The following is a 14,161-nucleotide window of genomic DNA, read 5'->3' as shown; positions in this document are numbered from 1 at the left end:
GCCGGCGTCGCGCTGACGGCGAACCCGGGCAGTTCTGTCGGTGCCGTGATCTAGCCTTGAACCATGAGTCTGGCGCAGGACATCAAGCGGGTGGTGGCCCCCTTCGAGGTGGTCAGCGAGTACCAGCCGGCGGGCGACCAGCCCCAGGCGATCAAGGAGCTCGCGGAGCGGATCAACGGCGGCGAGCAGGACGTCGTGCTGCTCGGTGCCACCGGTACCGGCAAGAGCGCCACCACCGCGTGGCTCGTGGAGCAGGTGCAGCGTCCCACCCTCGTGCTCGTGCAGAACAAGACGCTCGCGGCGCAGCTGGCCAACGAGTTCCGCGAACTCCTGCCGAACAACGCCGTCGAGTACTTCGTCTCGTACTACGACTACTACCAGCCCGAGGCCTACGTCCCGCAGACGGACACCTTCATCGAGAAGGACTCGTCGATCAACGAGGAGGTCGAACGGCTGCGCCACTCGGCCACCAACGCGCTGCTGACCCGGCGCGACGTCGTCGTGGTCGCCACCGTCTCCTGCATCTACGGCCTGGGCACCCCGGAGGAGTACGTCTCCGGGATGGCCACCTTCAAGGTGGGGGACCGGCTGGACCGGGACGACCTGCTGCGCAAGTTCGTGTCCATGCAGTACGCCCGCAACGACGTCGACTTCCACCGCGGCACGTTCCGGGTGCGCGGCGACACCGTCGAGATCATCCCCATGTACGAGGAACTCGCCGTGCGGATCGAGTTCTTCGGCGACGAGGTGGAGTCGATCTACACCCTGCACCCGCTCACCGGGGAGATCGTGCGCGAGGAGCAGGAGATGTATGTCTTCCCCGCGAGCCACTACGTGGCCGGCGAGGAGCGCATGGCCCGGGCCGTCCGCACGATCGAGGACGAGCTGCGGGACCGGCTGGCGGACCTCGAGTCGCAGAACAAGCTGGTCGAGGCCCAGCGGCTGCGGATGCGCACCACCTACGACCTCGAGATGATGCAGCAGATGGGTTTCTGCAACGGCATCGAGAACTACTCGCGGCACATCGACGGCCGGGGACCCGGCACCGCCCCGCACTGCCTGCTGGACTACTTCCCGGACGACTTCCTGCTCGTGATCGACGAGTCGCACGTGACCGTGCCGCAGATCGGCGCCATGTACGAGGGCGACATGTCCCGCAAGCGCACCCTCGTCGACTTCGGGTTCCGCCTGCCCTCGGCGATGGACAACCGGCCGCTGAAGTGGGACGAGTTCCTCGAGCGGATCGGCCAGACGGTGTACCTCTCGGCGACGCCGGGGCAGTACGAGCTGGGCAAGAGCGACGGCGTCGTGCAGCAGATCATCCGCCCGACCGGCCTCGTGGACCCCGAGGTGGTGGTCAAGCCGACCAAGGGGCAGATCGACGACCTGCTGGGGGAGATCCGCACCCGGGTCGAGAAGGACGAGCGCGTCCTCGTGACCACACTGACGAAGCGGATGGCGGAGGACCTCACCGAGTACCTCACCGAGCACGGCGTCAAGGTGCAGTACCTGCACTCCGACGTGGACACCCTGCGCCGCGTCGAGCTGCTCCGCGAACTGCGGCTCGGGTCCTACGACGTCCTCGTGGGCATCAACCTGCTCCGTGAGGGCCTGGACCTGCCCGAGGTGTCGCTGGTGAGCATCCTCGACGCGGACAAGGAGGGCTTCCTCCGCTCGTCGACGTCGCTGATCCAGACGATCGGCCGTGCCGCCCGCAACGTGTCCGGCCAGGTGCACATGTACGCGGACCGGATCACCGACTCGATGGCCAACGCGATCGACGAGACCAACCGGCGCCGGCAGATCCAGGAGCGGTACAACGCCGAACGCGGGGTGGACCCCCAGCCGTTGCGCAAGAGGATCGCCGACATCACCGACACCCTGGCGCGGGAGGACGCGGACACCCAGAACCTGCTCAAGCAGTTCGACTACGGCAAGGGCAAGCGCGGGTACTCCGCGGCGAAGGCCGCCGGCCTCGGCCAGGAGACGATCCGCAAGGACGGCCTCGCCGCCGCCCCCGCGGAGGACCTGACCGAACTGATCGCGCAGATGACCGAACAGATGCACGCGGCCGCGGCCGACCTGCAGTTCGAGCTCGCCGCGCGGCTGCGTGACGAGGTGGGGGACCTGAAGAAGGAGCTGCGCCAGATGCGCGCCGCTGGTCACGCCTGACGTGACCGCCGGCGCGCCGCCCGGTGGCACCCCGACCGGGCCCGACGACAGCCCGCTCGTCGAGATCCGGGTCCAGGGCATCGGCAACCTGCCGTGGTCGGACGCGCTCGGCATGCCGCGCAACCGGGTGCTGCAGCGTCGCGTGCGGATCGTCGACCCGCCGCGGCTGCCGCGTCACCGGGTGCGCATCGTCAACTGGGTCCGCGGCACACGCCGCGCGCAGCGGGCCGGGTGGTACCTCGCCTTCCCGTTCACCCTGGTCAACGTGACCGCGTTCCTGCACCCGGCGGGTCACCGCTCCCGCCGGCTCACCGCCGCGACCGCCGTCATCTCGGCGGTCCTGACGCTGTCCACCCTGCTGTGGGGCGTCGCGATGGTCGAGACGGTGCTGACCCGGCTGCCCGTGACCGTCGACCCGGCCGCGGCGGCCTGGTGGGTCAGCCTGCCCGTCGCCGTGCTCATCGCGGGAGCGATCGTCGTGCGCCACCTGCGGGCCCGACGTCGTCGCCAGGTCGACCGGGCGGAACAGCCCGGCCGGCAGGCGGCCGGTGCCCTCGTGACCGCGGTGCACGCGGGGCTCGCGCTGGTCGGCGGCCTCGTCCTCGCCGTCACCCGGCCCGCACGCTGGGCGGTGTCCGGGCCGTGGCCCTCCAACCCGACGCGACTGCCGGACGGCACCGCCGGGAGCGTCGTCGTGCGACTGCTGGACCCGCTGCCGACCGTCGCGGCCCTCTCGGTCGTCCTCGCCGCGGTGTTCGGCGCGGCGCTCCTCGTGCGCGCCGCCCGGCAGCAGGGGGCCGACGCGTCGGCACCGAACGCGCCGGAGGTTCCAGCCGGCCCGGTAGTCAGCGGTGAGGCAGGGTCGGCGCCAGCACCCGCGGCCGGACCGGGACTGCACCCCTCGGGCCCGTCGGGCCTCAACCTGTCCGGCGCGGCGCTCCTGCTCACCACCGGCGTCGTCGTCCTGCACGCCGTCTTCGCCCTGCTGCGCATGGTCGTCGACAGCGGCGCGAGCCTGCGTGGCGCAGGCCTTCGCCCCGGGCACACACGCATCCGGGACCTGGGTGGGCGTCATCCTCGCCGCGGACGACCCGACCACGTACCAGGACAACCGGGTCGACTTCCTGCCGGCGCACGCCCTGCTCCTGCTCCTCGTGCTCGTCGGCTCGGCGCTGGCCGTCGCCGCCTGGCGCGGCCGCCGTCTGGACGTCCCCGTCGGCAGCCCCTACCGGTGGCGGGAGCTCGCTCGCCGGGCGGTGCTCGACGCCGGCGCGGTGGTGTGGCGCAGCCTCGCGGTGTCCGGCATCATGGGCACCGCGGTCAGCTGGGCCGGCGTGGTCTTCCTCGAGTCGCGCCGCGCACAGCCGGTATTCCCCGTCCTGTACCTGCTCATCTCGGTGCTCGCGACCCTCGTCGCCGTCGCCGTGCTGCTCGCCCAGTTCGGCGGGGTGCGCGAGCTCGTCAACCGGGTGGGGGACGTCAGCGGATTCTGGCCCGTGCGGGCGCACCCCCTCGCCGGCAGCTCCTACCGCGCGGACGTGATGGCGGCGCTGCGGACCGAGCTCGCCGCCCACCGCGACCGGCCTGTCGTCCTCGTCGGCCACAGCCAGGGCAGCCTGCTCTGCCTGTGGCTGCTGGCCACGACCCCGCGCGGATCCCTCGCGCCGCCGCCGGACGAGACGCAGCCGCTCCTGCCCCCTGCCGAGCCGCAGCCTGCCGAGCGGCGGCCCGTCGAGCGGCCGAGCGTCGAGCGCTTGCCCGGCCTGGTCACGACCGGCAGCCCCGTGCACACGATCTTCCGCGGCCTCTTTCCGGCCTGGATCGGCACCGGGTTGGAACAGGCCGCGGCCGCCCGCACCGCGGGCTGGGTCAACGGCTACCGGGCGACCGATCCGGTCTCCGGACCGATCCCGGGCGCCGAGAACCTCGAGCTCACCGACCCGATCCCGCCGGACCCCGTTCGCGGTCACGGCGGCTACTGGGACGACCCCGTACTGGCGGCGTGGATCGCCCGATTGCCCGACGGCGGGGGCAGCGGACTACACTGATCGGCAGCGTAGGGGAGTATCCCGTCCGATCCGCACCCGTCAGCACGCTGGACACTGTCGTCCGGCCGGGTGCGTGTGCATGCCCGCGGCTCACGAGCGTCGGTGTGTCGGAGAGACCTATGGGACTCCCTCGCACCCGAAAGGCACTTCATGCCGCAGCTTCCCGTGGCGTTCGAGGTCGGCACCTTCGTCGTCCTGATCGCCGTCCTGCTGTTCGACCTGCTCTACGTCTACCGACGGCCGCACATCCCCTCGATGAAGGAGGCCGGCCTGTGGGTCGCCTTCTACGTGGGACTCGCGCTGGCCTTCGCGGTGGTCATGCTCCTCGTCGTCGACGCCGAGCACGCCGGCCAGTTCGTGGCCGGCTGGGTCACCGAGTACAGCCTGAGCATCGACAATCTCTTCGTCTTCATCATCATCATGGCCCGCTTTCGGGTACCCCGGACATACCAGCAGGAAGTGCTGATGGTGGGCATCATCATCGCGCTCGTGCTGCGGGGCATCTTCATCGGCCTGGGCGCCGCGATCATCGACACCTTCAGCTGGGTGTTCTACCTGTTCGGCGTGTTCCTGCTCTACACGGCCTGGAAGCAGGCCCGTGACACGGGGGAGCAGGAGTCCGAGGGCGGGGACAATCCGCTGATCTCGCGGCTGCGCAGGGTCGTGCCCGTGACCGACGAGTTCGACGGCAACCGGCTGCGCACCGTCCAGGACGGACGGCGCCTCTGGACGCCGATGATCCTCGTGTTCGTCACGCTCGGCGTGACCGACCTGATGTTCGCGGTCGACTCGATCCCGGCGATCTTCGGCCTGACGACGAGCCCGTTCATCGTCTTCACCGCCAACATCCTCGCGCTGATGGGCCTGCGGCAGCTGTACTTCCTGCTCGGCGGCCTGATGGAGCGGTTGATCTACCTCAAACACGCGCTCTCGGTCATCCTCGCGTTCATCGGCATCAAGCTCATGCTGCACGCGATGCACGAGAACGAGGTCGCCTTCATCAACGGCGGCCACCCCATCGAGTGGGCGCCGGAGATCCCGACGATCGTCTCGCTCGTCGTGATCGTCGGGGTGATCGTCGTGGCTACCGTGGCGAGCCTGCTCAGCCCGAAGGCGAAGGCGCTGCAGGCGGTCGCCGAGCTCAAGGCCGCCATCGAGACCTACCGCGGCCTCGGGGAGGACACCGCCGTCGAGCACCGGCAGGACGCCTTCCACCGCGTCGTCACCGCGCGGGACCGGGCCGTCGAGGCGGCGAACAACACCCGCGCCGACTCGTCCGACCTCGACCCCGACGACGAGGTGCGCCAGCAGTACCGTGAGGCGCGGGACCTGCACGAGCGACGCCGGTCCGACGGCGGCCGCTGAGTCCGTCTGCGACCCGCCCGCTCGCTCTGAGATGACCGGCCGGACGGGCCGCTGACGGCCTTCGCCTTCATGCATCGGTGAGCGGGCCGGTGGGCGGCGGGTGCCGGGCTACGCTGCCGTCATGACGTCGACACCGCCCGCCGGAGAACCGCCCGCAGGCCCGCCGCTGGACCTCTCGACCGAGCAGCCGGCCGGTCCAGCGGCGGACCGCTCGGCCGGTCGGCGACCCGCTCGGGACGACACGGGCGTGGACACCGCGGTTGCGGGCGACGGGGCAACGGACCCGTCGGCGGACGGTGACCCGACGCGGTCCCTGCAGCGGCGCACCGTCGGCGTGCTCGCCGTCGCGCAGCTCTTCAGCGGTCTCGGCAACGGCTCGACCCTCGCCCTCGGCTCGATCCTCGCGGTCCGGCTCTCAGGCTCGGAGACGTGGGCCGGCGCGACGACGACGGCCCTCACCCTGGCCGCCGCCGTCGTCGCGGTGCCGCTCTCGGCGCTGGCGGTGCGCCGTGGCCGGCGGATCGCCCTCGTCACCGGCCTCGCCGGGGCGATGGTCGGCTGCGCCGTCATCGTGCTCGCCGTCCTGACCGGGCTCTTCGCCCTGCTGCTGGTCGGCGCCGCGCTGGTTGGCCTCGCGACCGCCGTGAACCTGCAGTCCCGGTTCGCCGCGGTGGACCTGGCGACGGACGCCCGGCGCGGGCGCGACCTGTCGATCGTCGTCTGGTCGATCACCGTGGGCGCCGTCGCCGGCCCGAACCTCGTCCGGCCGGGCGCCGTCCTCGGCCGCGCCCTCGGCCTGCCCGAGATCGCCGGCCCGTTCGTCATCTCCCTCGCGGGCATGGCCGTTGGCGCCCTCATCCTGCTGTTCGCCCTGCGGCCCGATCCGCTGCTGACCGCCCGTGCGTCCGCGGCCGGACGCGCCGCCGGGCCCGCCCCACGCGGACCCGCCGCACTGCGCCAGGGATGGACGGCCATCCGGAGCGAACCGCGGGCGCTGGCCGCGCTGCTCGGCGTGCTCGCCGCGCACGGCGCGATGGTCGCCGTCATGTCCATGACGCCCCTGCACCTGCAGCACCTGAACGCGGCCCAGCCGGCCGACGCGGCAGCCCACCTGCACGAGCCGGACCTGCTCGCCCTGATCGGCCTCACCATCTCGCTGCACATCCTCGGCATGTACGCGTTCTCCCCGGTGATGGGCTGGTGCACGGACCGGTGGGGCCGGACGGCGACGCTGCTGGCCGGGCAGGCGGTGCTCGTGCTCGCCGTCGTGCTCGCCGGGCTCGGGCAGGCGCACGTGCCGGTCGTCACCGTCGGCCTGCTGCTGCTCGGCCTCGGCTGGTCCGCCTCGACCGTGGCCGGCTCGACGCTGCTGGCCGAGAGCGTGGACCCGGCCTCCCGCGTCCTGGCGCAGGGCGTCTCGGACACCCTGATGGGGGCCTTCGGCGCGGTCGGCAGCGCCGTCGCCGGCGCCCTCCTCGCGGGCACCGGTTTCCTCGGCCTCAACCTGGCCGCCGTCGTGCTGCTCGGCATCGCGATCGCGTCGGTCCTGCGGCTCACGCACCGCGCCACCCGTCCGGCGAACGCGCTCTGACGGACCGTCCGGCGTCGTCTGGCGGTACGTGATCGTGACAGAGCCGGCCGTGTGCGCGGACCACGCTCTGCTAGGCTCGATGCAGACGTAGGGGAGTATCCTTCCGCGCTGCGGACGTCAGCACGCCGGGTGACCGGCCGGACGCAGCGACCAGCCCGAGGCGCCGGATCCACGGATCCGGCGCAGCCTCAGGCGGTGGAGAGACTTACGGCGCTCCGTTCCGGTACCACGGTGTGTGGGCCGGGACGGGTTGTCCCCGTTCCCCGTCCCCGAGAGGGAGTCCCATGGACGTCTCGCCCGCCGTCTGGATCGTCACCGTCGTCGTCATCCTGGGCATGCTCGCCTTCGACTACGTGTTCCACGTCCGCAAGGCCCACGAACCCACGTTGCGCGAAGCGGCCGTCTGGTCCTCGATCTACGTCGGCATCGCCCTGGTGTTCGGCCTCGTCGTCCTCGTCCTGTGGGGCGGCCAGTACGCCGGCGAGTACTACGCCGGGTACATCACCGAGAAGGCGCTCTCGGTCGACAACCTCTTCGTCTTCCTCATCATCATGGCCTCGTTCACGGTGCCCCGGGAGGATCAGCAGAAGGTGCTGCTGTTCGGCATCACCTTCGCGCTCATCGCCCGCACCGCGCTGATCTTCGTCGGCGCCGGGCTGATCAACGAGTTCGCCTGGGTGTTCTACCTGTTCGGCCTCATCCTGCTGCTGACCGCCGGCTCGCTGATCAAGGGCGAGGTCTCCGGCGGGGAGAAGGACGAGGCGGACAACGTCGTCACGCGCATCGCGAAGCGGTTCATGCACACCACGGACTACTACGACGGCGACAAGCTGTTCACGTGGAGGAACGGCAAGCGCATGATGACGCCGATGCTGCTGGTGATGGTGGCCATCGGCGGCACGGACATCCTCTTCGCGCTCGACTCCATCCCCGCGATCTTCGGCCTGACCCAGCAGACGTACCTGGTGTTCACCGCGGTGGCCTTCTCGCTGCTCGGCCTGCGCCAGCTGTACTTCCTCATCGACGGACTGCTCGACCGGCTGATCTATCTCTCGTGGGGCCTGGCCGTCATCCTCGGGTTCATCGGCGTCAAGCTCGTGATGCACGCCCTGCACGAGAACAACCTCCCGTTCATCAACGACGGCGAGCACGTCACGGTCGTCGAGGTGAGCACCGGGCTCTCGCTCGGCGTCATCGTCGGGGTGCTCGTCGTGACCGTCCTGGCCTCCCTGTACAGCCCGAAGGGCCGCGCCCTGCGGATCATCGGGGGCGTGCAGACCGTCTCGCAGCAGTACGTCGAGCTGCCGCAGGAGGCGCCCGCCCCCGAGCGGGAGAAGCTGGCCGCGAAGGGCGCCCGGCTGCGGGAGAAGCTGAGCACCGTCTCCCCGCGCTATCGGGACGAACTGATCACGTCCGAGGAACACTTCCACGACCTGCTCGACCGCGCCCGCGGCAAGCACCGGGAGTTCCAGCGCACCGGCGCGGCCCCGGCCCCCGAGGACGTCCCGGCCGCCGAGGCGGACGCGGTGAGCAAGCCCGAGCACGGCTGACCACCCACCCCCGCCAGCTCGTCGATAGATGCACGATCGGGGCGGAATTCGGCCCGCCTGGACCATCGATTGACGAGCTGGCGTGGGGGTTCGTCCGTCCGACCCGTCCCGAACCGGCGGCCCGCACCCTAGAGTGTGCGCATGGACGCCGACCGTGACCGATTCCTGCAGGACTTCGCCGCCCTCGTGCAGGACCTGCTGCGCCGCCCCACCGCCGGACCCCAGGACGGCACCCCGCTGAAGCTCCTGCTCGAGGAGCACCTGGGTCGGCCGCTGCGCGAGGTCGACGTCCTGACCCACCAGCTGCCCGCGCACCGGCTGGTCGACGCGGACATCGCCCTGGACCGGCTGGCCGAGGCCGGCGGCGGCACGGCCCGGACCGTCGGCATCGCCGGCGGCGACGAGCGGTACCACCAGTCGCTGGTCGACCTGCTGTCGAGTTCCTGGGGCGCGTCCGTCGCCGTCGGCGCGGTCGACCACCGGACCGCCGCGACCGGGCCCACCGCCGTCTGCCGCGTCGTCGGGCTGGGCGTGCGGCTGCTCAGCCTGGACGGGACACCGGTCGCGGTCGTCCAGCGCGGCGCGGTCCCGCACTACGGCCGCCCGGCCGCCTCGCTGGAGGTGCTCGCCCCGGACTGGGCCACGGCCCAGCGGCTCGTCGAACGGGTCACGGCGCTGATGCGCGAGCACAGCGTCCTGCGCGGGCAGGTGCTCGGATTCACCGCCTCCGACTACGACCCGAGTTCCGGTGGGCTGACCTTCCTGCCACGGCCGGACGTCGCCCGCGACGACGTCGTGCTGCCGGCCGGGGTGCTCGATGCCGTCGAGCAGCATGTGCTGCACACCGACCGGCAGCGGGCGCTGCTGCGCCGGTACGGGCAGCACGTCAAGCGCGGGCTCCTGCTGCACGGGCCGCCGGGCACCGGCAAGACCCACCTCGTGCGGCACCTGATCGGACGCGCCTCGGGGGCGACGGTCATCCTGCTCTCGGGCAGCGCGTTCGCCATGATCGCCGAGGCCGCGGCGCTGGCCCGGGCGCTGGCGCCGGCCGTCGTCGTGCTCGAGGACGTCGACCTGGTGGCCGCGGACCGCGGGTACACGCCCGGCGGCAACCCCCTGCTGTTCGCGGTGCTCGATGCGCTGGACGGCCTCGACGCCGACGCGGACGTGGCGTTCCTGATGACGACCAACCGGGTGGACCTGCTCGAGGAGGCCCTGGTGCAGCGGCCCGGCCGGGTGGACCTCGCCGTGCACATCGACCGGCCCGGGCGGCCCGAGCGCGAGCGCCTGCTGCGGCGGTACGCGGCCGGGATCCCGGTCGGCGAGGCGACGGTGGCGCGGATCGCCGACCGGAGTGCCGGGACGACCGCGTCGTTCATGAAGGAGCTGGTGCGCCGGGCCGTGCTGCGGGCAGGCCGGGCGGGCGCCGACCTAGAGCACGGCGCCGTCCTCGACCCGCACCTGGAGGCGTCCGCGGACGAGTTGCTGGAGTCGGCCGGGGACCTGACCCGCGCCATCCTCGGGGGTGCGCGCGGTGGCGCACCCGAGGGCGAGGGGACGGGTGGCTACGTCGTCGAGGTCGGCGACCATCCGGCCGGGCAGGGCGAATGGTTCGACGCGACCGACGGAACGCACTGAGCATGTCGAGCTGGCTCGAAGACGGCGTCAGCCGCCGAGGCGGCCCACGTCCGTCACCGTGACGACCGCCGCGCCCGCCTCGTCCGAGGCCGCCAGGTCCACGTCGGCGCTGATGCCCCAGTCGTGGTCGCCGGCCGGGTCGTCGAAGATCTGCCGCACCCGCCAGCGGCCGGGAGTCTGGTCGATGATCAGCAGCGCCGGCCCGCGCGCCTGCGGCCCCGTGCCCAGCTCCTCGTGCTCGTCGAAGTAGTCGTCCATGACGGCGCCCCACCGGTCCGCGTCCCATCCGGCGTCGCCGTCGAGCTCCCCGAGCTCCTCCTCGCGTTCGGCCGCGAAGAGCTCCACGCGCCGGAACAGGGCGTTGCGGACCATGACCCGGAACGCGCGGGCGTTGGCCGTGACGGGGGTGGCGGGTTGCGCGGCCTCGACGCCGGTCCGCTCGTGCTCCCGCACGGCGTCCTCCACGTGCTCGGGGTCGAGCAACTGCTCCCACTCGTCGAGCAGGGAGGAGTCGACCTGCCGCACCAGCTCGCCCAGCCACGCCACCAGGTCCCCCAGGTCCTCCCGCCGGGCGTCGGCGGGGATGGTCTGGCGCAGCGCCCGGAAGGCGTCCGCGAGGTAGCGCAGCAGCACCCCCTCGCTGCGGGCCAGGCCGTAGAAGGCGGTGAACTCGGTGAAGCCCATCGCCCGCTCGTACATGTCGCGCACCACGGACTTGGGCGTGAGCGCGAAGTCGTTGAGCCACGGCGCCCCGCGGCGGTACGTCTCGAACGCGTTCTCCAGCAGCTCCGCCAGCGGCTGCGGGTGTGCGATCGTCTCCAGCCGCGCCATCCGCGCCTCGTACTCCACGCCGTCGGCCTTCATCGCGGCGACCGCCTCGGTGCGGGCCCGGTTGGCCTGGGCGGCGATCACCTGCCGGGGCGGCTCGAGGGTCGCCTCGATCACGGAGACCGCGTCCAGCGCGTACGCCGGCTCGTCCGGATCCAGGATCGACAGGGCTGCCAGCGCGAAGCCGGAGAGCGGCTGGTTCAGGGCGAAGTCCGGCTGCAGGTCCACCTGCAGGGCGAGCACCCGTCCGCCGGGGACGGGGTCCGGGACCCGCTCGACGACGTCGCCGGCGAGCAGTTCCCGCAGGATGCCGAGGGCACGGCGGAGCAGCACGAGCTGCCGCTGCCGCGGCTCGTGGCTCGCCTCGATCAGCCGGCGCATGGCGGCGACCTGGTCCTCGTCCCGCTCGAGCAGGTTGAGCGCCATCGCGTGGGAGACGGTGAAGCTGGAGAGCAGGGGCTCCGGGGGCGCCTCCACCAGCCGGCGGAACGTCGGTTCACCCCACGAGACGAAGCCCGTCGGCGGCTTCTTCTTCGTCACCTGCCGCAGCTTCTTCGCGTCGTCGCCGAACTTGTCCCGCGCCTTCTGCAGGGCCTTCTCGTTCTCGATCACGTGCTCGGGGGCCTGCACGATGACGGTGCCGGCGGTGTCGTACCCGGCCCGGCCGGCTCGCCCGGCGATCTGGTGGAACTCGCGGGCGGTGAGCACCCGGGTGCGGGTGCCGTCGTACTTGCTCAGCGCCGTGATCAGCACCGTGCGGATCGGCACGTTGATGCCGACGCCGAGGGTGTCGGTGCCGCAGATGACCGCCAGCAGCCCGGCCTGCGCGAGCTGCTCGACGAGGCGGCGGTACTTGGGCAGCATGCCCGCGTGGTGCACGCCCACCCCCTGCCGCAGCAGCCGGGACAGGGTGCGGCCGAAGCCGGCGGCGAACCGGAACCCGGCGATCGCCTCGGCGATGGCGTCGCGGGCCTGGCGGCTCGCCGGGTTGAGGCTGATCAGGGCCTGGGCCCGCTCGACGGCGTCCGCCTGGCTGAAGTGGACGATGTAGACGGGCGCCCGGTGGGTGGTGAGCAGCTCCTCGACCGTCTCGTGCACCGGGGTCATCGCGTACTCGAAGGACAGGGGGACCGGCCGCTCGGCATTGGCGATGACCGCCGCCGGCTTCCCGTTCAGCTCGGTCAGCCCGTCGGCGAACCGGGTGACGTCGCCGAGCGTCGCGGACATCAGCAGGAACCGGCTCTGCGGCGCCTCCAGCAGCGGCACCTGCCACGCCCAGCCGCGCTGCGGGTCCGCGTAGAAGTGGAACTCGTCCATGATGACGGTCTCGACGTCGGCGTGCCGGCCCGCGCGCAGCACCAGGTTGGCGAGGATCTCCGCGGTGCAGCACACGATCGGCGCGTCCGGGTTGACGGCGGTGTCGCCGGTGACCATGCCGACGTTCATCGGCCCGAACACCGCGCACAGGTCGAAGAACTTCTCCGAGACGAGCGCCTTGATCGGGGCGGTGTAGTAGCTGCGCCGGCCGCGCATCAGCGCGTCGAAGTGGGCCGCGACGGCGACCAGGGACTTCCCGCTGCCGGTCGGCGTCGCGAGGATCACGTGGGACCCGGAGACGAGCTCGAGCACGGCCTCGTCCTGCGCCGGGTAGAGCTCGATGCCGCGCCCGCTGCACCAGCCGTTGAACGCGTCGTACACCTGTTCCGGCGTCGGGGCGCCCGCGGCGTCGTCCGGTCCGGTGGTCCGCTGATCGATGGGTCGGAGGGGGGCGCCGGTGACCCCGTGGGCGGCGGCGTACTCGGTCAGCAGCATGGTGGGTCCAGCCTATCGGCCGGCACGACGGCGCCCGGCCGTGCGCGACGGCGCTCGACGGCGGCCGGACCGGCGTCGCGCGACGTCGGCGGGACGGGCTCAGTCCGCTGCCGGTGCCGCCGTCGAGGACCGGACGACGAGCCGCGTGCCGAGCTGGACGGGGGCCGACGTCGCGGCCTCTCCGCGCACGCCGGCGAGGGCGGACCGGACGGCGACGTGCCCCATCTCGGCGAGGGGCTGGTTGACGGTGCTCAGCGGGGGAGAGGCGCTGGACGCGGCGTAGGAGTCGTCGAAGCCGATCACCGAGAGGTCCTCCGGCACCAGCCTGCCCAGCCGGCGCGCGGCCTCGAGGACGCCGAGGGCGACGGCGTCGGACGCCCCGAACACCGCGGTGGGCGGTTCGGGGGCGGCGAGCAGGTCCGCGGCGGCCAGCCCGTCCTCGAAGCGGAACGCGCCGGGCACGATGAGCCGATCGTCGACCGGGAGGCCGGCCGCCGCGAGCGCCGCGACGTAGCCGGCCCGTCGTTCCTCGCCCGGCGTCGACGAGTCGGGTGCCCCCACGAACGCGATGCGGCGGTGGCCGAGACCGATCAGGTGCTCCGTGGCCTGCATGCCGCCGCGCCAGTTGGTCGCACCCACCGAGAGCACCCCGGCAGGCATGGGTGTCGAGGGGTCCATGACGACGAGCGGGGTGCCGAGGCGGCGGGCGGTCCGCGCCTGCGCGTCGTCGACGGGTGTCGTGATGAGCAGGAAGGCGTCGGCGCCGTTGGCGTACCCGTACTGCATCCACTCGGCGGTGGCGGGGCGGGGCGCCGGCCCCCGCGCGTCGCCCCAGCGGGCGATCACGGCGACGGCGCCGAGGGCGTGCACCTCAGCGAGCAGACCGTCCAGGACGGTGGCCGCGTAGTGGTTGGCGAGCGTGTCGAACACGACCCACACGGTGGGCGGCCCGCCCGGACGTGTCCGTTCGGTGGACACATAGCCGAGCTCATGGGCGGCCGTGCGCACCCGGGCGGCCGTCTGCGCGGAGATGCCGTGGCGCCCGTTGAACACCTTCGATGCGGTGCCCTTGGACACACCCGCCGCTCTCGCCACCTCGCCGAGGCCCACCCGCTCCATGGGGACACCGTAGGTCAGATCGAAACGTTTCGTCCATC

The 14,161-nt window shown here is 72.3% G+C and carries 9 protein-coding genes; 6 read left to right on the top strand and 3 right to left on the bottom strand.

Annotated elements, in window-relative coordinates:
• The first annotated feature begins 63 nt into the window (after positions 1-63).
• Positions 64-2,172 (top strand): excinuclease ABC subunit UvrB, encoded by a 2,109-nt coding sequence (uvrB, locus tag V6N00_RS09475; protein WP_334231859.1) that lies wholly within the window; start codon positions 64-66, stop codon positions 2,170-2,172.
• 291 nt (positions 2,173-2,463) lie between these two features.
• Here the strand turns inward: uvrB and V6N00_RS09470 are convergent, their stop codons facing one another.
• Positions 2,464-2,634 carry a hypothetical protein gene (locus tag V6N00_RS09470; RefSeq protein ID WP_334231857.1) on the bottom strand — a complete coding sequence of 57 codons (171 nt, stop codon included), beginning with the start codon at positions 2,632-2,634 and terminating at the stop codon, positions 2,464-2,466.
• Between the two features lie 557 nt (positions 2,635-3,191).
• Between V6N00_RS09470 and V6N00_RS09465 the strand changes: the two genes are divergently transcribed.
• From V6N00_RS09465 to V6N00_RS09445, 5 genes are all read left to right on the top strand, one after another.
• Positions 3,192-4,220: an alpha/beta hydrolase family protein gene (locus V6N00_RS09465; RefSeq protein ID WP_334231855.1), complete on the top strand. Its 1,029-nt coding sequence runs from the start codon at positions 3,192-3,194 to the stop codon at positions 4,218-4,220.
• A 150-nt stretch (positions 4,221-4,370) separates the two neighbouring features.
• A complete protein-coding gene (locus V6N00_RS09460; protein ID WP_334231854.1) occupies positions 4,371-5,585 on the top strand; it encodes a TerC family protein in 1,215 nt (404 codons plus the stop codon).
• Between the two features lie 121 nt (positions 5,586-5,706).
• Positions 5,707-7,176, top strand: coding sequence for an MFS transporter (locus V6N00_RS09455; RefSeq protein WP_334231853.1), 1,470 nt, complete (start codon positions 5,707-5,709; stop codon positions 7,174-7,176).
• A gap of 284 nt (positions 7,177-7,460) precedes the next feature.
• On the top strand, positions 7,461-8,726 hold the full coding sequence (locus V6N00_RS09450) for a TerC family protein (protein WP_334231852.1): 1,266 nt from the start codon (positions 7,461-7,463) through the stop codon (positions 8,724-8,726).
• A gap of 141 nt (positions 8,727-8,867) precedes the next feature.
• Positions 8,868-10,364 (top strand): AAA family ATPase, encoded by a 1,497-nt coding sequence (locus V6N00_RS09445; protein ID WP_334231850.1) that lies wholly within the window; start codon positions 8,868-8,870, stop codon positions 10,362-10,364.
• Positions 10,365-10,391: 27 nt separating this feature from the next.
• Here V6N00_RS09445 and V6N00_RS09440 read toward each other — a convergent pair whose 3' ends face one another.
• Both V6N00_RS09440 and V6N00_RS09435 read right to left on the bottom strand, forming a co-directional pair.
• Positions 10,392-13,004, bottom strand: a complete 2,613-nt coding sequence (locus tag V6N00_RS09440; RefSeq protein ID WP_334231848.1) for a DEAD/DEAH box helicase — start codon at positions 13,002-13,004, stop codon at positions 10,392-10,394.
• Positions 13,005-13,103: 99 nt separating this feature from the next.
• On the bottom strand, positions 13,104-14,123 hold the full coding sequence (locus V6N00_RS09435) for a LacI family DNA-binding transcriptional regulator (protein WP_334231846.1): 1,020 nt from the start codon (positions 14,121-14,123) through the stop codon (positions 13,104-13,106).
• Positions 14,124-14,161 lie beyond the last annotated feature (38 nt).

Source organism: Tersicoccus mangrovi (assembly GCF_036881825.1).
Classification (GTDB): Bacteria; Actinomycetota; Actinomycetes; order Actinomycetales; family Micrococcaceae; genus Tersicoccus; species Tersicoccus mangrovi.
The sequence above is the reverse complement of the archived record's forward strand: the minus strand, read 5'-3'. Positions and strand labels throughout refer to the sequence as shown.